The sequence below is a fragment of the Streptomyces sp. A0958 genome, from assembly GCF_004795035.1.
In the GTDB taxonomy this organism is placed as follows: Bacteria; Actinomycetota; Actinomycetes; order Streptomycetales; family Streptomycetaceae; genus Streptomyces.
On record NZ_SSBK01000006.1, the window covers coordinates 136,378 to 154,490 of the forward strand.

At 71.3% G+C, this 18,113-nt stretch carries 16 protein-coding genes and 1 tRNA gene; 8 read left to right on the forward strand and 9 right to left on the reverse strand.

The annotated features are described in order from the left end of the window. Nucleotides 1-59: 59 nt before the first annotated feature. The gene (locus E6P78_RS08910; protein WP_240799119.1) at nucleotides 60-407 is read right to left on the reverse strand and encodes a helix-turn-helix domain-containing protein; all 348 of its coding nucleotides are present in this window, start codon (nucleotides 405-407) and stop codon (nucleotides 60-62) included. Between the two features lie 63 nt (nucleotides 408-470). On the opposite strand from E6P78_RS08910, the gene E6P78_RS08915 reads away from it, so the two are divergent. Together E6P78_RS08915 and E6P78_RS08920 are read left to right on the forward strand one after the other, a co-directional pair. Next, nucleotides 471-1,382 carry a hypothetical protein gene (locus E6P78_RS08915; protein WP_136202980.1) on the forward strand — a complete coding sequence of 304 codons (912 nt, stop codon included), beginning with the start codon at nucleotides 471-473 and terminating at the stop codon, nucleotides 1,380-1,382. Continuing rightward, nucleotides 1,379-3,142 carry a hypothetical protein gene (locus E6P78_RS08920; protein ID WP_136202981.1) on the forward strand — a complete coding sequence of 588 codons (1,764 nt, stop codon included), beginning with the start codon at nucleotides 1,379-1,381 and terminating at the stop codon, nucleotides 3,140-3,142. Before E6P78_RS08915 ends, E6P78_RS08920 begins: the two co-directional genes overlap by 4 nt. A 254-nt stretch (nucleotides 3,143-3,396) precedes the next feature. Here E6P78_RS08920 and E6P78_RS08925 read toward each other — a convergent pair. The 7 genes from E6P78_RS08925 to galU form a co-directional block, all read right to left on the reverse strand. Next, nucleotides 3,397-3,470: transfer RNA gene (locus E6P78_RS08925), tRNA-Ala, on the reverse strand. A gap of 97 nt (nucleotides 3,471-3,567) precedes the next feature. Then, on the reverse strand, nucleotides 3,568-4,701 hold the full coding sequence (glpR, locus tag E6P78_RS08930; RefSeq protein ID WP_136202982.1) for a gephyrin-like molybdotransferase receptor GlpR: 1,134 nt from the start codon (nucleotides 4,699-4,701) through the stop codon (nucleotides 3,568-3,570). 184 nt (nucleotides 4,702-4,885) lie between these two features. After that, entirely contained in the window at nucleotides 4,886-5,500 is a 615-nt protein-coding gene (locus E6P78_RS08935; RefSeq protein ID WP_136202983.1) for a GNAT family protein, read from the reverse strand. 17 nt (nucleotides 5,501-5,517) lie between these two features. Next, complete coding sequence (locus E6P78_RS08940) at nucleotides 5,518-6,027, reverse strand: MogA/MoaB family molybdenum cofactor biosynthesis protein (protein ID WP_136202984.1); 510 nt, start codon at nucleotides 6,025-6,027, stop codon at nucleotides 5,518-5,520. Continuing rightward, a complete protein-coding gene (moaC, locus tag E6P78_RS08945) occupies nucleotides 6,024-6,524 on the reverse strand; it encodes a cyclic pyranopterin monophosphate synthase MoaC (RefSeq protein WP_136202985.1) in 501 nt (166 codons plus the stop codon). Before moaC ends, E6P78_RS08940 begins: the two co-directional genes overlap by 4 nt. A 119-nt stretch (nucleotides 6,525-6,643) precedes the next feature. Beyond that, nucleotides 6,644-7,954, reverse strand: coding sequence for a gephyrin-like molybdotransferase Glp (gene glp / locus E6P78_RS08950; protein ID WP_136202986.1), 1,311 nt, complete (start codon nucleotides 7,952-7,954; stop codon nucleotides 6,644-6,646). A gap of 4 nt (nucleotides 7,955-7,958) precedes the next feature. Beyond that, a complete protein-coding gene (gene galU / locus E6P78_RS08955) occupies nucleotides 7,959-8,861 on the reverse strand; it encodes a UTP--glucose-1-phosphate uridylyltransferase GalU (RefSeq protein WP_136202987.1) in 903 nt (300 codons plus the stop codon). Between the two features lie 95 nt (nucleotides 8,862-8,956). Between galU and E6P78_RS08960 the strand changes: the two genes are divergently transcribed. Continuing rightward, nucleotides 8,957-9,553 carry a 5-formyltetrahydrofolate cyclo-ligase gene (locus tag E6P78_RS08960; protein ID WP_136202988.1) on the forward strand — a complete coding sequence of 199 codons (597 nt, stop codon included), beginning with the start codon at nucleotides 8,957-8,959 and terminating at the stop codon, nucleotides 9,551-9,553. 28 nt (nucleotides 9,554-9,581) lie between these two features. Here the strand turns inward: E6P78_RS08960 and E6P78_RS08965 are convergent, their stop codons facing one another. Next, complete coding sequence (locus E6P78_RS08965; protein ID WP_136202989.1) at nucleotides 9,582-12,332, reverse strand: penicillin acylase family protein; 2,751 nt, start codon at nucleotides 12,330-12,332, stop codon at nucleotides 9,582-9,584. A gap of 242 nt (nucleotides 12,333-12,574) precedes the next feature. Here E6P78_RS08965 and E6P78_RS08970 point away from each other — a divergent pair, with 242 nt between their 5' ends. From E6P78_RS08970 to E6P78_RS08990, 5 genes are all read left to right on the forward strand, one after another. Further along, complete coding sequence (locus tag E6P78_RS08970; RefSeq protein WP_136202990.1) at nucleotides 12,575-14,185, forward strand: potassium/proton antiporter; 1,611 nt, start codon at nucleotides 12,575-12,577, stop codon at nucleotides 14,183-14,185. A 343-nt stretch (nucleotides 14,186-14,528) separates the two neighbouring features. Then, nucleotides 14,529-15,812 (forward strand): MFS transporter, encoded by a 1,284-nt coding sequence (locus tag E6P78_RS08975; RefSeq protein WP_136202991.1) that lies wholly within the window; start codon nucleotides 14,529-14,531, stop codon nucleotides 15,810-15,812. A gap of 67 nt (nucleotides 15,813-15,879) precedes the next feature. After that, complete coding sequence (locus E6P78_RS08980) at nucleotides 15,880-16,227, forward strand: FmdB family zinc ribbon protein (protein ID WP_136202992.1); 348 nt, start codon at nucleotides 15,880-15,882, stop codon at nucleotides 16,225-16,227. Between the two features lie 122 nt (nucleotides 16,228-16,349). Continuing rightward, nucleotides 16,350-17,183, forward strand: coding sequence for an S-methyl-5'-thioadenosine phosphorylase (locus E6P78_RS08985; protein WP_136202993.1), 834 nt, complete (start codon nucleotides 16,350-16,352; stop codon nucleotides 17,181-17,183). Nucleotides 17,184-17,457: 274 nt separating this feature from the next. Beyond that, the gene (locus E6P78_RS08990) at nucleotides 17,458-18,042 is read left to right on the forward strand and encodes a hypothetical protein (protein WP_240799128.1); all 585 of its coding nucleotides are present in this window, start codon (nucleotides 17,458-17,460) and stop codon (nucleotides 18,040-18,042) included. Nucleotides 18,043-18,113: the final 71 nt, after the last annotated feature.

The following is an 18,113-nucleotide window of genomic DNA, read 5'->3' on the forward strand; positions in this document are numbered from 1 at the left end:
CATTTACACGCTAATGGCATGGAAAGTAGGTCTTCGTGTCGGTTATTCCAGCGAATTCATCAGCACTCCGTCGAGGCGGGGCTCGCAGCCCCCGGCCACAGCGCGACGCCGAGCCCGTCTTCCAGCAAGCTCACGGTGACGACGTCCGGCCAGCTGATTCCGCCGAGCAGGTTGACGATCGCCTGCCGATTGACCCCTGTGAGGGCTGCAGCCTGCCGCAGGCTCAGCCCCTGCTCCTCCAGCCTCGCCCCGAGGGCGCGTGCGAGCGCCTGAACCACCCGCGCCTGCGGGTGGCCGAGCACGGTCGCGTGGGGCCAAGCGTCCGGGTCCGCGGCCAGGTCCCTCGGCGTCGTACTGCGCTGGGTGCCACCGGGCATCGAGATGCACTCCTCCAGGTTGATGTGCACTATGTCGAGTAAAGCGGCTATTTGTTCAGCCGATATTCGTGGTGCATCGCGCTGGAGACCGAGATGAGTCAGGCAATCCTGCGGTACCGCCCCAAGGACGCCCCTCCCGAGTGGGAGGCGGTGGCCGACGGGGTGCGGATGGTCGTCGCCACCGTGGCCGACCACGTTCCCTACCGGCTCACCACCGTGCTGGGCGTGATGGCGACTCTCGCCATCACGGCCGAGCGCGCGGGGCTGACGCGTGATCCGGCTGTCTGGCTGGAACAAGCCACCATCACCCGCTCGCTGCTCCTGAACGACAGCATCGCCCCCAACAGCACACAGACCTACGCCTCGATCCTGGCCCGCGTGCGGGAGACCCTCATCTGGGTCGAGCGCGGTGAAGCACCTCGCCCTCACCTGAGTGGTGACCGATCCCGCGCCGAGCCCTACGGCACCAGCGACCTGACACGTCTGGACGCCTGGTCCGACAACCTTCCGCCGGTCCCCACCGGCCGGGGCAACGCCAAGGCGCTGCTGGCACTCGGAGCTGGGTGCGGTCTGCCGGCCAAGGAGATCCTCGCCGTGCGCGGCACCGACATCCACGTACTGCCCAGCGACGCCGTCGTCGTCCACGTCCCGCGCACCGACCGGCTCATCGTGTGTCGTTCCCTGTGGGAGGAGACGCTCGCCGCCCTTGCCCGGACCGCCGGGGACAACTACTTGTACGCACCCGACCGGCAGGCCACCTACCCGAAGAACGCCATCAGCAACTGGGTAAAGCGCACCAAGCCCGGCGACCCGAAGATCCCTGCGCTGGACACCCGGCGCCTGCGAGCCACCTGGATCGTGTCCCTCCTGCGCGACCATGTGCCGGCCGACCTGGTGGCCCGGGCTGCAGGCATGAAGACGACCGCCGCACTCGCCCCCTACATGGCCTGGGTGCCGGCGATCTCGCGGGACGCCGCCGTGCGCATGCTGCGCGGCTGGGCATGAAGCGGCGCAACGGGCAGCACCGGCCCGCCCCCTCACCGCACCCCTCCCAGCTGAACGACCGCCTCGTGCGGCAGGTCGTCGATCTCGTCCGGGCCAGCGGGGCCCTGGACGAACTCGCAGTACTTGAGGCCCGCCGCCCCGGCCCTCGCGGCCTCCGGTCGGAGACCGTACTGGTCGGCATGGTGCTGGCGGCACGAGAGCTGCGCAGCACCAACGTGGACGACGCCTGGGAGTGCGTTCAGTTCCGCCTGCGCAAACCCTGGCTCAGGTACTTCGGACTGCCGGAAGTCGACCGCACGGACGTCGAGGCGACGCGTGCGTCGGCCAAGCGCTTCTACGATGCCTGGTCGCGCATCACGACGGTGCTTGACCCGGCCCGGCATGACCGCCGGACCCGTATGCCACGCGACCAGGCCGTCACCTACCGGCGCGCCTGGCTGCAACGCGCGCATCACGACTCGACGCCGGTGCTGTCGCGGATCGCCAACAAGCTGGTGCTCACGCCCGTCCGCACGGCCGTTGCCCGCGGCCTGATGGACGACTGGGCCGGCGACCTGTCGGTGGACGCCACCGCCATCCCCACCTGGGCCCGCCACAGCACAAAACGCCGCGCCTCGCTCGAAGTGAGCGCGGGCGTGCACGTCTCCGGCGGCGGCCACAAAACCTTCGGCTACAGCGCCACGCTGCTGGTGGCCGGACATGCCGAACCGTCCCGCGCCGGCCGCTACCCCCAGCTGTGCATGGGCATGTCCATGCACACACCCGGCAAGCAGATCGGCCCCCAGGCCGTACGCCTGCTCCAGATCGTCAAGCGGCTGTGGCCCGTCCAGGGGTACCTGGCCGGGGACCTCGCCTACTCCGGCGCCAAGGTCGAGAACTTCCACAACCCCGTACGTGCCGTCGGCTACAAACCCGTTCTCGACTACAAGACCACCATGGTCCGCAAGGACAAGAGCGCCGTCGAAGGCACCCTCGCCATCGCGGGTGACCTGCTCTGCCCCCACACTCCCCAGCGGATCATCGACGCCTACCACCGCATGGCCGCCGCCAAGCAGAGCAGGACACGCGAAGAACTGCTGCCCGAAATGCAGGAGGCAGACCCCTACGTCCTCCCGCTCAAGCAATCCGCCGACCACCGCGGCCTGGAACGCCGCCAGTGCCCCGCCGCCGGCACCAGCCCACGCGTCACCTGCCCCTGGGCCCAGGAACGCGACGCCTCCGGCACGCACCGGCGCCGAGGCCACACAGCACGGCGCCCATCCCCAGGCCGGCCCCACACGATCGATCTGACCAACCACCGCGCCAGGCACGCCCACCCGGATGCGAAACCGACCGTGCGCCCACCGGAACGACCCGCCCATCAGCGTCCGGCCATCTGCCAGCAGTCCACGATCACCGTGCCGGTCGACAGCATGCCCAAGCTCCGCCAGGACCTGCCCTGGGGCCGAGAGGCCTGGCAGCGCGCCTACCGCAGCCTGCGCAGCCACGTCGAAGGACTCAACGGCCGCGCCAAGAACGTCGACACCTTTCTGCACTCCCGCGAAAAACGCCAGAGCCGGGGCCGTGTCGCCCAGACACTGCTCAGCGCCATCCAGCTCATGGTCGAGAACGTGAGGACCATCGAGTCCTTCCTGCGCGACCAGCGCCTGTGGAAGGAAGAGAACTACACCCTCGGCCACATCCCCGAGACCCCGGACCCGTACGAGGACCCCGTCGACGAGACAGAGGAACACGACTCCGCCCCGCCGCCCGAACCGTAAAAGCGGCGTCTGCGAAACAGGCACAACCACACAGCCTCCAGCGCGCCGCAGGGCCACCCGAGCCCTGCGGCCGCTTCGCCATGCCCGCACCACCACAGCCAGCTCCGCTCACCGTGCCCACGGCACCGAACCGGGCTTCCCCGGGCGGCATCCGCGTCGTACCAAGCCTGAAACGACGAGATCCCGCCCAGTTGAATCAACTGAACGGGATCTCGTGAACCCTTCACGAGCTAACTCGTGAACGGCCCGTGCGGTGGACCTGTGGGGATTTGAACCCCAGACCCCCTCGATGCGAACGAGGTGCGCTACCAGACTGCGCCACAGGCCCTTGCAACGAGTGAAACTCTAGCACCCTCACCGGGGTGCTCGGAAATCCGTTCCGCGCTGGTCAGCCGTGGCGGGGTCGCGGCGGCCCGGCGGGCGGGTCACTCGTTGGCGGCGCGGGGGCGGTCGCCGTCCTCGTACTGGTCGAAGAGCGGGGTGCGGCCCCGGTCGCGGGAGCGGCGGGACTGGGCCGAGCGCCGGCGCGGGGCCGGGTCGGCCGGGGGTGTCGCGGTGTCCGGGGTGGTCGGCTCGGCGGTGCTGGAGCGGGCCGCGCTCCAGGTCTCCGGGTTGCCGACCTCGACGCCGCCCGTGGCGCGCGGGGCGACCGGGGCGGTGACGTAGGTGGGCAGGGGGACCGGGACGGGCTCCCAGCTGTCGCCCTGGACCCGGCCGCGCTCGCGCTGCTGGTCGACCCACTCCGCGTGGTCCGTCTGCTCGACCAGGGCGCGGCGGCCGGCCTCCTGGGGGGAGACCGTGGGGGTGGGCTCGGGGACGGGGTGGCGCGCCTCGGACTCCTCGTCGGCGTCGGCGGGGGCCGGCGCGGCGGGCTGGTGGCGGCGGGGGCGGTTCTCGCGCAGCCGCTGGGCGGCCACCTCGGCGCGGCGCTGGTCCATGGTGAAGGCGAACCTGCGCCGCTCGTGCGTCCGCAGGTGCGCGATGTAGGCGCTGAGCAGGACGGCGGGGACGGCGGGGGCCCACAGGAAGCGGAGGCCGCCGACCGCCGCGACGATCGCGCCGACCGTGAAGGCGAGGAAGAGGACGACGGTGGTGCGCCGACGGCGCGCGAGGACCTGGAGGCGCTGCGCGCGCCGGGCGCGCTCCGCGTCGATCCCGCCGGGGCGCACGCGCCGCCGGGCGGGGCCGGGGGCGGCGGGCTCGGCGTCCCGCTCGCGCCGTTTGCGCGGGGCGCGCTCCGGCGTACCGGCCGGGTCGTGTATCCGGACCTCGGTGTGCGCCGGAGGCGCGGAGAAGGCCCGGACGTCGACGGAGTCCATTCGGTCCGTGCTCACGTCCGGGTCGGCGTCGGGCGCCGCCTCGTCGTCGGTGCGCTCCTGCAGCCCCTTGGCATACCGGCGCTCCATCGCCGCCCGGCCGGACAACAGCCGGATGGCGGTGCTGAAGCGTTCCGTGGGACGCGCTTCGTTGAGTTCGTCCTGCCTGCGGAGCCACATCGGCACCAAGTAGGCGGCCCAGGCCCCGACGATGACTGCGTAGATGAGGCCGCTGCTGCTCACATCTCACACCGTAGAGGGGTTTGCGCGGAGGCATCCGCCAATTGGCGCGGTGTGTCGCACGTTCCGGCTGATATCGCGGACTTTTTTTGTGATTGTTCAGAGCAACAGTGGGTCTTTGTGCGTTCGTCAGCGGTCAGGCTTCGCCTTCCACACGGACAGTCCCGATCTAATTCGAACATACATTTTATTTCGCAGGGCGCTCCGGCCGGTCCGGCCGGGCCCGGTGCCATCTGCGCAGCAGCCCGTCCGGCACCTCCTCCGCCGTGAGCGCGTAGATCAGGTGGTCCCGCCAGGCCCCGTCGATGTGCAGATATCGGGGGCGCAGCCCTTCCTCGCGGAATCCGAGTTTCTCCACGACGCGCCGGCTCGGCCCGTTCTCCGGGCGAATGCACACCTCGATGCGGTGGAGTCCGACCACGCGGAAACAGTGGTCGACGGCGAGGGCGACAGCGGTGGGCATCACTCCGCGTCCGGCCACCTCCTGGTCCACCCAGTAGCCGATGTGACCCGAGCACATCGAGCCCCAGGTGACCCCGGCGACGGTCAGCTGACCCACCAGCCGGCCCCGGTACTCGATGGCGAACGGCAGCATCCGGCCCGCGTTGGCCTCGGCGCGCAGGTGGCGGATCATCTGGCGGTACGTGGGCCGCTGGGCGACCGGGCCGCCGGGGGCGGGCGGCGGGACGGTCGCCTCCCAGGGGCGCAGCCAGTCCCGGTTGCGCCGGTTGACCTCCCGCCACTCGCGCTGGTCGCGCAGCTTGATGGGCCGGAGGGCGACATCGCCGTCCGCCAGGATCACCGGCCAGGTCGCGACGTTCAGCTCGGGCTCCCGGGTCGGGGGTGGTCGCCACCGCGCAGCTGGTCGACGGCGTGCACCAGCAGCCGGTCCAGGACGGCGAGCCCGTCGCGCACCCCGCCGGTCGAGCCGGGCAGATTGACGATCAGGGTGCGCCCGGCGACGCCCGCCAGACCGCGCGAGAGCGCGGCGGTGGGGACCTTGTCGCGGCCCTCGGCCCGGATCGCCTCCGGGATGCCGGGGACCTCGTGGTCCAGGACGCGGCGGGTGGCCTCGGGGGTGCGGTCGGTGGGTGAGACGCCCGTACCGCCGGTGGTGACGACGACGTCGTACGCGGCGGCCACCCCGGCGCGCAGCGCCTGCTCGACCGGGTCGCCGTCGGGCACGACCTCGGGGCCGTCGACGGTGAAGCCGAGCCCGGTCAGCGCCTCGGCGATCAGCGGCCCGCCCTTGTCGGCGTAGACCCCGGCGGACGCGCGATTCGAGGCGGTCACCACGAGGGCGCGGTACGGGGGCTCGGCGGCGCTCACGCGCCGGCCCCGGACGGCGCGGTGCGGACGTAGTCGCCGGACTTGCCGCCCGACTTCGCCTCGACCCGGACGTCGGTGATGACCGCGGACTTGTCGACGGCCTTGACCATGTCGACGACGGTGAGCGCGGCGACCGACACCGCGGTCAGGGCCTCCATCTCCACGCCCGTGCGGTCGGTGGTCCTCACCGTGGCGGTGATCTCCACGGCGTCGTCGGCCACGCTCAGCTCGACGCCGACGCCGGAGACGGCCAGCGGGTGGCAGAGGGGGATCAGGTCCGGGGTCCGCTTGGCGCCCATGATCCCGGCGATCCGGGCGGTGGCGAGGGCGTCGCCCTTCGGGACCCCCTCGCCCCGGAGCAGTTCGACGACACGCGGCGACACGAGGACCCGGCCGCTGGCGCGGGCGACGCGCGCGGTGACGTCCTTCCCGGAGACGTCGACCATGCGGGCGGCCCCCGCCTCGTCGATGTGCGTCAGCCTGTTCTGCGTACTCAACTCACTCCGCCTAGCGGTAGGGCGCCGATTCCCCGGCGCTGCACCGGGGTGCGGGACGGGGTCCGGGGGGTGTCCCCCGAAGGCACAGCGGCAGATACCGTACCGCCACCGGCCTGTGGTCAGCGGAGCAGGACCACCTCGGTGTCGGTGCCGGGCTCGGCGGAGGTCACGTCCTCGGGCAGCACGATCAGCGCGTCCGCCTGGGCGAGAGCGGCGATCAGATGCGATCCGGAACCGCCGACGGGCGTGACGGTGCCGGCCTCGGCGTCGTACGTCCCGCGCAGGAACTGACGGCGGCCGGCCGGTGAGGTCAGGGCCTTGTCGGTGGCGAGCGTGGCCCTGGCAGTGGGGCGGTTGACCTCGGGCAGGCCCATCAGGGTGCGGATCGCGGGCCGGACGAACAGCTCGAAGGAGACGTAGCTGGAGACCGGGTTGCCGGGCAGGGCGAGCAGCGGTGTGTGGTCGGGGCCGATGGAGCCGAAGCCCTGCGGTTTGCCCGGCTGCATGGCGAGCTTGCGGAAGTAGACGCCGCCGCCCGGCTCGTCCTCGTCGCCCACCGAGGACAGGGCCTCCTTGACCACGTCGTACGCGCCGACGCTGACGCCCCCCGTGGTGACGACGAGGTCGGCGCGGATCAGCTGGTCCTCGATCGTGGCGCGCAGGGTCTCGGCGTCGTCGGCGACGGCACCGACGCGGTAGGCGATCGCTCCGGCTTCCCGGGCGGCCGCGGTGAGGGCGAAGCTGTTGGAGTCGTAGATCTGGCCGCCGGTCAGCTCGCCGCCCGGCTGCACCAGTTCGCTGCCGGTGGACAGGACGACGACGCGCGGGCGGGGCCGCACCTTGATGGTGGAGCGGCCGATCGCGGCGAGCAGCCCGATCTGCGGGGGGCCGATCACCGTGCCCGCCCTGAGCGCCAGGTCGCCGGGGCGTACGTCGCTGCCCCGGGCCCGGACGTGGGCGCGGGCCTCGGCCGGGCGGTGGACGCGGACCTCGCCGCCCGCGCCCTCCGGGGCGTCGCTGTGGGCGCGCATCGCGGCGGCGGGGCCCTCGCCCGTACCGCCGTCGGTCCACTCGACGGGGACGACGGCCTCGGCACCCTCCGGGAGCGGGGCGCCGGTCATGATGCGGGCGGCCTCGCCGGGGCCGACGCGCCTGCCGGCGCCGAGGCCGTCGTCGCCGGCGGCGACGTCCCCGATGACGGTGAGGACGGCGGGGAACTCCTCGGTGGCGCCCTCGACGTCGGCGACGCGGACCGCGTAACCGTCCATCGAGCTGTTGTCGAAGGGCGGCAGGGCGACCTCCACCACGACGTCCTCGACCAGGACGCAGCCCTGGGCCTCGGGCAGTTGCAGCTCGATGGGTTCGAGCGGCTTCACCGCGGCGAGGATGTCTTCCAGGTGCTCGTCCACCGACCAGATCGTGCTGCTCACGGTGCTACATCTCCTCGGTGACGTAACTGCGGAGCCAGCTGCGGAACTCCGGCCCCAGGTCTTCACGTTCGCACGCGAGTCTGACAATGGCACGCAGATAGTCGCTGCGGTCGCCGGTGTCGTAGCGCCTGCCCTTGAAGACGACGCCGTGCACCGGGCCGCCTGCCTTCTCGTCCTCGGCGAGCAGCTGGAGCGCGTCGGTGAGCTGGATCTCGTTGCCCCGGCCCGGCTCGGTCTTCCGCAGTATTCCGAAGACGGCGGGGTCCAGGACGTAGCGTCCGATGACGGCGAGGTTGCTGGGCGCCTCGGCGGGCTCCGGCTTCTCGACCAGGCCGGTGACGCGCACCACGTCCGCCTCGGCGGTGGGCTCCACGGCCGCGCAGCCGTACTGGCCGATCATCGCGGGCGGGACCTCCATGAGGGCGATGACGCTGCCGCCCTCGCGCTCCTGGACCTCGGTCATGCGGGACAGCAGCGGGTCGCGCGGGTCGATCAGGTCGTCGCCGAGCAGCACCGCGAACGGCTGGTCGCCCACGTGCGGCGCGGCGCACAGCACGGCGTGGCCGAGGCCCCGGGGGTCGCCCTGGCGCACGTAGTGCATGGTGGCGAGGTCGCTGGACTCCCGGACCTTGCGCAGCCGGTCGGCGTCGCCCTTGCGGGTCAGCGCGCCCTCCAGTTCGTAGTTCCGGTCGAAGTGGTCCTCCAGGGGACGCTTGTTGCGGCCGGTGATCATCAGGACGTCGTGCAGTCCCGCGGCCACCGCTTCCTCGACGACGTACTGGATGGCAGGCTTGTCGACGACAGGCAGCATCTCCTTGGGAGTGGCCTTGGTGGCCGGCAGGAAGCGGGTGCCGAGGCCCGCCGCCGGAATGACGGCCTTGCTGATCCTGGGGTGCGACTGGGTCATGGCCTGAACCTTAACCGGCGGACATGGGCGGAAGATGAGCCTCCGGTTAACTTTGTCCTCATATAGCCGTGTACGAGAGGCCGGTAGGTGCCCCGTTGAACACCGAGTTGTCCGCAAAGGCACTGCTGCGGCGTGAACTGCTCGCCGCGCGCCGCCTCCTGACGGACCAGGACGTCGAGCGGGCCGCGACGGTTCTCGCCCGGCACGCGCTCGGCCTCCCCGAGCTCCGCGAGGCCCGTACCGTCGCCGCGTACGTCTCGGTGGGGCGCGAGCCGGGCACCCGCGCGCTGCTGGACGCGCTGCGCACGCGGGGCGTACGGGTGCTGCTGCCGGTGCTCCTGGCCGACAACGACCTGGACTGGGCGCTGTACGAGGGCCCGGGCGCCCTGGCGAAGGCGGGGCGCGGGCTGCTCGAACCCGTCGGTGAGCGGCTGGGCCCCGACGCCGTCCTGGAGGCGGACGCGGTGCTGCTGCCCGGTCTCGCGGTGGACGCGCGCGGGATGCGCCTCGGGCGTGGCGGCGGCAGCTACGACCGGGTGCTGGCCCGCCTGACGGCCGCCGGGGCCACGCCCGCGCTGGTCGTCCTGCTGTACGCGAACGAGGTGGCCGCCCGGGTCCCGGAGGAGCCGCACGACCACCCCGTGGACGCGGTGGTGACACCGGAGGGCCCCCGGCGCTTCAGCGCGGGCTGAAACGCCGGGGGCCCCTCGTACGGGCTTTCTACGGCTTCAGGGTCAGCGTGTCCTTCGTCGCCCCGGCCACGGCGTTCGTGCCGTAGGCCCAGGGCAGCAGTTCGCCGTTGACCCACTTGTCGGTCTGGTCGGTGTAGTGCGCGCTGAACGCGTGCCCGGAGGCGCCGGTGAGGTTGATCCAGCGGGACTTGTCCCAGTCCCCCACGTTGACGACCATCCGCATCGACGGCACCCAGACCACCTCGTAGCCGCCGGCCGCGTTCCAGCCGGTGGCGTCCACCGCGGCCTCGCCGCCGCCGAGGTTCCACGGGCCCCGGTTGAGGACCCGCTGGAGGAAGCCGGGGCCTTCCGTACCGAGGGTCTGGTTCTTCAGGGTCAGCTGGTGCAGCCGGCCCCAGTTCCAGGTGGTGATGTCCTTGCCGAGCTTGGCCGTCAGCTCCCAGCGCGCGTCCTCCATGGCACGGGCGAACAGCTCGTCACGGGTCTCGGTCGCCTTGTCCTTGCGGCTCTTGGGCGACTTCCACCAGTCGCTGTCCGGCTTGTCCATGAGGTTGGCGACGACCTGGTACCAGCGGTCGCCGCCGTCCGGCTGCGCCGAGTCCGGGGAGCGCTGGCCGCACTCGCGTACGAGGCGGTCCTGCTCGTCCACCGGGCCCGAGCTGTTGGCGGGACGCACGTTCAGGCACTCGCCCTCGACGCGCATCTCCTTGGGCAGCTTGTCGCCGAAGGCCAGCTTCAGGATGTTGCGCCAGACGCCGTTGAAGTACGCGGCGGCGGCCGAGTCGGCCTCCTGGGTGTAGTCCCAGCCCTCCAGCAGCTTCTGCGCCTGGCGGACGTCCTTGTCCGAGACGTTGATCTTCAGCAGCTCGGGCACCAGCAGCGCGGCGATCTCGCTGGTGTTGTCCATCTGCATCTTCTGCATGTCTTCGGTCGAGATCTTCCCGCCGCCCTTGATCTTCGACTCGATGAGGTCGTTGATCCGCTGGCTGCGGGTGCCGTAGCCCCAGTCCTTGGTAAGCAGGTACGGGTACTTGTCCTCGTCGATGACCGCCTGGTTGGCGGTGACGATGTAGCCGCGCTTCGGGTCGTACTCGTAGGGCAGCTCGTCGAACGGGATCGGGTCCTTCTCCCAGCCGTACGCCGAGGACCAGCCGGGGCTGGGCGTGGTGCCGTCGCCCTTCTTGCGGACCGGGATCTTCCCCGGGGCCTGGTAGCCGATGTGGCCCTTGGTGTCGGCGTAGATGAGGTTCTGCGAGGGAACCTCGAAGTGCTGGGCCGCCGCGCGGAAGGTCGTGAAGTCCTTGGCGCGGTTGAGCTCGAAGACGGCGTCCATGGAGTGGCCGGGGTCCAGCGCGGTCCACTTCAGGGCGACCGCGTACCCGTCCGCGCGGTCCGGGGCGGAGTTGGTGACGGGCGCCTTCTGGCCGACCTTCTCCAGCTCGCTGCTGCGGTCGGAGACCAGCGGGCCGTTGTTGGTCTCGCGGACGGTGATGTGCCGGTCCTTGCCGCCCGCGACCTTGATGGTCTCCTCGCGGGTGGTGAACGGCTTCGTCTTGCCGTCGTACAGGTAGCCGTCGGTGGAGACCTTCTCCAGGAAGAGGTCGGTGACGTCGGCGCCCAGGTTGGTGAAGCCCCAGGCGATGTCCTGGTTGTGGCCGATGATCACACCGGGCATGCCGGAGAAGGTGTACCCGGCGGTGTCGTACTTGCAGGTTTCGGATACCGCGCGGCAGTGAAGGCCCATCTGGTACCAGAGGGACGGCAGCATCGGCGCGAGGTGCGGGTCGTTGGCGAGCAGCGGCTTGTTGGTGGTCGTGTACTTGCCGGAGACCACCCAGGAGTTCGAGCCGATGCCGGTGCCGTTGGGGCCGAGCAGCGCGGGGATCTCGTCCAGGGTGTCGGAGAGCGCGCCGAGCTGTGTGGTCAGGCCCTGGGTGGCGCCCTCCACGGTGGACGCGCCGCTGCCGTCGGAGTCCGTGGCCTCGGGGTCGAACTTCCCGGTGAGCGAGGAGATGGCGCCCTCGGTGACGATCGGCTCGTGCTTGTCGTACGGGTAGTCCGGGTACAGGTCCTTGATCTGCTTGCTGTCGAGCCGGCTCGTCATCAGCGAGCGGTCGATCTCGTCCTGCATGTTGCCGCGCAGGTCCCAGGCCATCGCCTTCAGCCAGGCGACCGAGTCGACCGGGGTCCACTTCGACGGCTTGTAGTCGTTGGTGAAGCCGAGGGCGGCGTACTCGACGGAGATGTCCTTGCCGTCGCGACCCTCGAGGTAGGAGTTCACGCCGTCCGCGTACGCCTGGAGGTTCTTCTTGGTCTCCGCGGACAGGACGGTGTCGTACTCCTCCTGTGCGATCTTGCGCCAGCCCAGCGTGCGCAGGAAGGAGTCCGTCTCGACCTGGCCGGAGCCGAACATCTCGGAGAGCCGGCCGGCCGTCAGGTGGCGGCGGACGTCCATCTCCCAGAAGCGGTCCTGCGCCTGGACGAAGCCCTGGGCGCGGAACAGGTCGGCGTCGGAGTCCGCGTAGATCTGCGGGACGCCGTAGCCGTCGCGCTTGACCTCGACGTTGCCGCCGAGGCCGTCGAGGTGGATGGACCCGTTGGTCTGCGGGTACGAGGCGCGCACGGTGGTTACGGACCAGTACGTTCCGTAACCGATACCCGCGACGAGCGCCAGCACCAGGACGATCACGATCAGGCGGGCTCGTCGCCCCTTCTTCTTGCGCGACCCGCCACCGGCGGTACCGGTGGAGCCGGACGAGGCGGTTGTTGTGGCGGGCATCGCTGTCCTTCGAGGGCAGGGCGGTCCTGGGAGTGCAGGAGCAACCATAGGCGCAGCGCGTAAGCCACTCGGACGCGGTATCAGGATGGCTCGAATTGCGTAGCGATCGTACGAATACTCGAACGCATCAAGAAAACGTTAAAGATTAGGTAAGGTAACGAAGTACTGGCCGCCGGAAGAGGCTCCGGCAGGCGTACGCAGGGAAGGACCGGCCACTGACTGTCCACACGCTCAACGAACTCCTGCTCGTCTGCTCACTCGTCCTGCTCGTCGCCGTCGCGGCGGTACGCATCTCGTCCCGCAGCGGGCTCCCCAGCCTGCTCCTGTACCTCGGCATCGGTATCGCCATGGGCCAGGACGGCTTCTTCGACGTCAAGTTCGACAACGCGGAGCTGACGCAGGTCATCGGCTACGCGGCACTCGTCGTGATCCTCGCCGAGGGCGGCCTCGGCACGAAGTGGAAAGAGATCAGACCGGCGCTGCCCGCGGCGGTGGTGCTGTCACTCGTCGGCGTCGGCATCAGCGTGGGTGTGACCGCGGCCGGGGCGCACTACCTGGTCGGCCTGGAATGGCGGCAGGCGCTCATCATCGGCGCGGTCGTCTCCTCCACGGACGCCGCCGCGGTCTTCTCCGTGCTGCGCAAGGTCCCGCTGCCCGCCCGTGTCACCGGTGTCCTGGAGGCCGAGTCCGGCTTCAACGACGCCCCCGTGGTGATCCTCGTGGTCGCCTTCTCGACCGTGGGCACCGTCGACAGCTGGTACGTGCTGATCGGCGAGATCGCCCTGGAGCTGGCCATCGGCGTCGCCGTCGGCCTCGCGGTGGGCTGGCTCGGCTCGTACGGGCTGCGCCATGTGGCGCTGCCCGCGTCCGGCCTCTACCCCATCGCGGTCATGGCCATCGCGGTGTCCGCGTACGCGGCCGGCGCCATGCTGCACGGCAGTGGCTTCCTCGCCGTCTACCTCGCCGCGATGATCCTCGGCAACGCCAAGCTGCCGCACTGGCCGGCGACCCGCGGATTCGCCGACGGGCTCGGCTGGCTGGCCCAGATCGGCATGTTCGTGCTGCTCGGCCTCCTGGTCACCCCGCACGACCTGCTGGACGACTTCTGGCCCGCCGTCGTCGTCGGCCTGGTGCTGACCGTGGTGGCACGCCCGCTGGAGGTCTTCATCTCGCTGGCGCCCTTCCGGCTGCCCTGGCAGGAGAAGGCCCTCATGTCCTGGGCCGGGCTGCGCGGCGCCGTACCCATCATCCTGGCGACCATTCCGATGGTGTCCGGAATCGACGGCTCCACCCGGGTCTTCAACATCGTCTTCGTCCTGGTCGTCGTCTACACCCTCATCCAGGGCCCGACCCTGCCCTGGCTCGCCAAGGCCCTGAACATCGCGGACGACCCCTCCGAGGCGGCCGACCTGGGCATCGAATCGGCGCCCCTGGAACGGCTGCGCGGGCACCTGCTGTCGGTGGCCATTCCGGCGGAGTCGAAGATGCACGGCGTCGAGGTCGGGGAACTGCGCATGCCCTCGGGCGCCGCCGTCACCCTCGTCGTCCGCGACGGCAAGAGCTTCGTACCCACCCCGTCGACCGTGCTGCGGCGCGGCGACGAACTCCTGGTCGTCGCGACCAACCCGGTGCGCGACGCGGCCGAGGCACGGCTGCGCGCGGTCGGCGAGGGCGGCAAGCTGGCCGGCTGGCTGGGCACGGGCGGGCACGGCGGAGTCGAGGAAGACCTTACGGGGCCCCACGCCACCGGTGCGCTCAAGGCGGTCAAGAAGCTCGGCAGGACGGACGACGCGAAGAAGCGCGAAGCCGACAAGAACGAGCCCTATAAGCGCAACACGAAGGCACATCACTGAGAACACACAACGTTCACAGGCGATGAACGGCGGCGTGCACACAATCACAGGGCCGCCCCGCCTTCTGCCTGTAGCATGAAGGAAACCCAGATCAACTGTTCCTGAACGACCAGTTGGTCAACCGATTGACGACCAACTCTGCCTGACGCAGAGCTGGCGCGACCGTATGGCGGTCGTGGCGTCCTCCGGACCGGCAGCGCACCGCGCACCGGTGGCGAGCGCCCGGCATCTACCGCAGTTCCGCGCGAAGAGGACAGCTCTCGGCAGCTCCGGCCCGGCCCCGCACGCAGGTGCGGGGCCGCCCCCGGGAGCACGGCCACCAGGCGGCAGAAAGGCAAGGACCGTGGCGTCCACGGTCTCCGACCGCCCCGGATACGGGCAGTTGCTGCGCACCCCCGGTGCGTGGACCTTCCTCCTCCCGGGCTTCGCCGCACGGCAGCCCTTCGCGATGCTGACCATCGGCATCGTCCTGCTCGTCCAGCACACCACCGGCTCGTACGGCAGCGCCGGCGCCGTAGCCGCCGTGACCGGGGTCTCCATGGCCCTGTTCGCCCCGCAGACCGGCAAACTCGCCGACCGGTTCGGCCAGCGTGCCGTGCTGCTGCCCGGTGTCCTGGTGCACGCCGCCGCCGGCTCGCTCCTGGTGACGCTCGCCCTCGCGGACGTACCCCTGTGGGCGCTGTTCGCGGCGGCCGTCCCCACGGGCGCCTCCGTCCCACAGGTCGGCCCCATGGTGCGGGCCCGCTGGGCGGCCATGCTGGGCGCGGCCCCGGGACGCGAGGCCTCGCCGCTGATGGCGACGGCCGCCGCGTTCGAGTCGGTGACGGACGAGTTCACCTTCGTCATCGGCCCCGTCCTCGCCACCGCGCTGTGCACGGGCGTGCACCCGGCGGCGGGCCTGATCGCCGAAGCCGCGCTCACCCTGGTCGGCGGCCTGCTCTTCGCCGCGCGGCGCGCCACGCAGCCGCCCGTCCGCGACCGCGCCCTGCCCGGCGCCGAGCGGCACGCCTCCGCCCTCTCCATCCCCGGCGTGCGGGTGCTCGCGGTCGCCTTCCTCGGCATCGGCTCGGTCTTCGGCGGCATGCAGGTCTCGCTGACCGCGTTCGCCGAGGAGATCGGCAACCCGGGCGCGAACGGAGTGCTGTACGGGATCTTCGCCGCCGGCAACATGCTCGCCGGGATCGCCTGCGGGGCCATCGCCTGGAAGATCGGCCCCCGCCGCCGCCTGATCATCGGCTACACGGCCCTCGCGCTTACCGCGTCGGGCCTGTGGGCGGTGCACTCGGTGCCGCTGCTCGCCGCGCTCGGTCTCCTGGTGGGCCTCTGCATCGCCCCCGCCCTGATCAGCGGCTACACGCTGGTCGAGGCGCTGGTGCCCGGGTCCGCGCGGACCGAGGCGTTCACCTGGCTGACGGGCGCGGTCGCGCTCGGCCAGGCGGGCGCGGTGACGGTGGCCGGCCAGCTGGCGGACTCCCATGGGGCGAGCGCCGGATTCCTGGTTCCGCTGGCGGGTACGGTGCTGGCGCTGATCACCCTGGTGGCGCTGCGTTCGCGGCTCCTGCCGACGGGCGCGGGGCACACCGTGGCGCGTGGTGTCGGTCACCGCGGGCCGGTCACGGTGGACTGATCCAGCGGAATACGTCACTATGGAGCGTCGTTAGCACTCATCGAGTCAGAGTGCCAGGAGGAACAAAGTGCCGACCTACCAGTACCAGTGCACCGAGTGTGGCGAGGGCCTCGAAGCGGTGCAGAAGTTCACCGATGACGCCCTCACGGTGTGCCCGAACTGCGACGGACGCCTGAAGAAGGTGTTCTCGGCGGTCGGCATCGTCTTCAAGGGTTCCGGTTTCTACCGGAACGACAGCCGCGGCTCCTCGTCGAGCAGCACGTCGGCGTCGGCCACCGCGAAGACCTCCGGTTCCGGATCGTCGTCGTCCGACTCCTCGTCCTCGACGTCGTCGGACACGAAGTCCTCGACCGCTTCGACGACGTCCTCGTCGTCCACCGCCTCGTCCTCGTCGAGCGGTTCCTCGGCCGCCTGAGCGGCCGCTTCACCAGGCGTCACCAGGCTTTCCCGACCGACCCCGCCGACCCGCTCGGCGGGGTCGTCGGCGTTCCCCGACCGCTCTGCCGGGGGCCGGGGGCGTACGCCTACTGTGACCGCATGGCAAACGCAGAGATCGGCGTGATCGGCGGCTCGGGGCTGTACTCCTTCCTGGAGGACGTCACCGAGGTCCGCGTGGAGACCCCTTACGGAGCGCCCAGCGACTCCGTCTTCCTCGGCGAGATAGACGGCCGCCGGGTCGCCTTCCTCCCCCGGCACGGCCGCGGCCACCATGTGCCCCCGCACCGCATCAACTACCGCGCCAACCTGTGGGCGCTGCGCTCGGTCGGCGTACGCCAGGTGCTCGGCCCGTGCGCGGTGGGCGGGCTGCGCCCGGAGTACGGCCCGGGAACCCTGCTCGTGCCGGATCAACTGGTGGACCGCACGAAGACCCGCGTCCAGACCTACTACGACGGTGAGACCCGGGCCGACGGGGCGGTGCCGAACGTGGTGCACCTGGGCTTCGCGGACCCGTACTGCCCCGCAGGGCGCAAGGTGGCGCTGGCCGCCGCGCGGGGCCGGGAATGGGAGGCGGTGGACGGCGGCACGCTGGTGGTCGTCGAGGGGCCGCGCTTCTCGACCCGCGCCGAGTCGCGCTGGCACGCGGCCATGGGCTGGTCGGTGGTCGGCATGACGGGGCACCCCGAGGCCGTGCTCGCCCGCGAACTGGGCCTCTGCTACACGACGATGACCCTGGTGACGGACCTGGACGCGGGGGCGGAGGCCGGCGAGGGCGTCTCCCACGAGGAGGTGCTGAAGGTGTTCGCGGCCAATGTGGACCGGCTGCGCACGGTCCTCTTCGACGCGGTGGCCGCGCTGCCGGCGGAGGCGGACCGGGACTGCCCGTGCGGGCACGCGCTGGACGGGATCGAGACGGGGATCGCGCTGCCGTAGGGGGTCTCCGCCGTAGGGGGGCTCCGCCGTAGGGCGTTGTTCTGCGGTGGGGTTGTTCTGCGGTGAGGGTTGTCCTGCCGTGAGGGTTGTCCTGCCGTCCTGCGGGTGAGGGAGTTTTCCACATCGGGTGGACGGTCCACAGGGTCCGGCGGGGACGGGCCGATTGGTGGATCGTGAGGTCTGTGCGGCGGCCGGGATGTCGGCATTCCTGCCGCCGGTACGGCACGACCAGGAGACCCGTCCGACCGACTCCCTGACGCAGGCGGTGTTCGCGATGCCCACGCCCGGTTCTCACTTTCCTTCCCTGCCCGGCCCCACCACTTCCTCCGCAGGTGCGCCGCCGGGGCCGCTGCCCGCTCCGCCGCCGTGCGGGGTGCCGGCGTTCCCGCCGCTGCGGGTGCGCGGGGGCTCGGGCCACCGGCTGCGCCGGGCGGTGTGGCGGCAGCGTCGGGCAGTGGCGGCGGGTCTCGCGCTGACCGCGGCCGCGCTGGCTGTCTCCGGGTTCGGTGGCGGCGGGGGCGGGCATGGCGGTGGCGCGGCGCAGGGGGCGGCCCCGGGGCGGGCCTCGCCGCCGGTGCGGCTGGTGTCGGCGCCGGTGCGGATCGCGGATGCGGCGACCGTGCGGCTGCTGCGGCCGGGCGACCGGGTGGACGTGGTGACGTCCGAGGGCGCCGGGGCACGGGCCCGGGTGCTGGCCAAGGGAGCGCGGGTGGAGCAGGTGCCGCCGGTGTCCGCCGAGGGTGTGTCGGACCAGGGGACATCGGAGGGGGCGCTGATCGTGCTGGCGGTGCCGAGGACGACGGCCACCGATCTGGCGGGTGCCGGAATCTCGGGTGGATTCGCGGTGATCCTGTGTTGATTCGCACTGACGAACTATCACCTCACCTGACGACGGGCCCGGATTGGGTGGTCCCCGCACGAACTGCCGTA

Coding starts and splice junctions, on each gene's coding strand:
- E6P78_RS08915 (WP_136202980.1), top strand. CDS start 471: ATGAGTCAGGCAATCCTGCGGTACCGCCCCAAGGACGCCCCTCCCGAG.
- E6P78_RS08920 (WP_136202981.1), top strand. CDS start 1,379: ATGAAGCGGCGCAACGGGCAGCACCGGCCCGCCCCCTCACCGCACCCC.
- galU (WP_136202987.1), bottom strand. CDS start 8,861: ATGACCCAGTCGCACCCCAGGATCAGCAAGGCCGTCATTCCGGCGGCG.
- E6P78_RS08965 (WP_136202989.1), bottom strand. CDS start 12,332: ATGCCCGCCACAACAACCGCCTCGTCCGGCTCCACCGGTACCGCCGGT.
- E6P78_RS08985 (WP_136202993.1), top strand. CDS start 16,350: ATGGCAAACGCAGAGATCGGCGTGATCGGCGGCTCGGGGCTGTACTCC.
- E6P78_RS08990 (WP_240799128.1), top strand. CDS start 17,458: ATGCCCACGCCCGGTTCTCACTTTCCTTCCCTGCCCGGCCCCACCACT.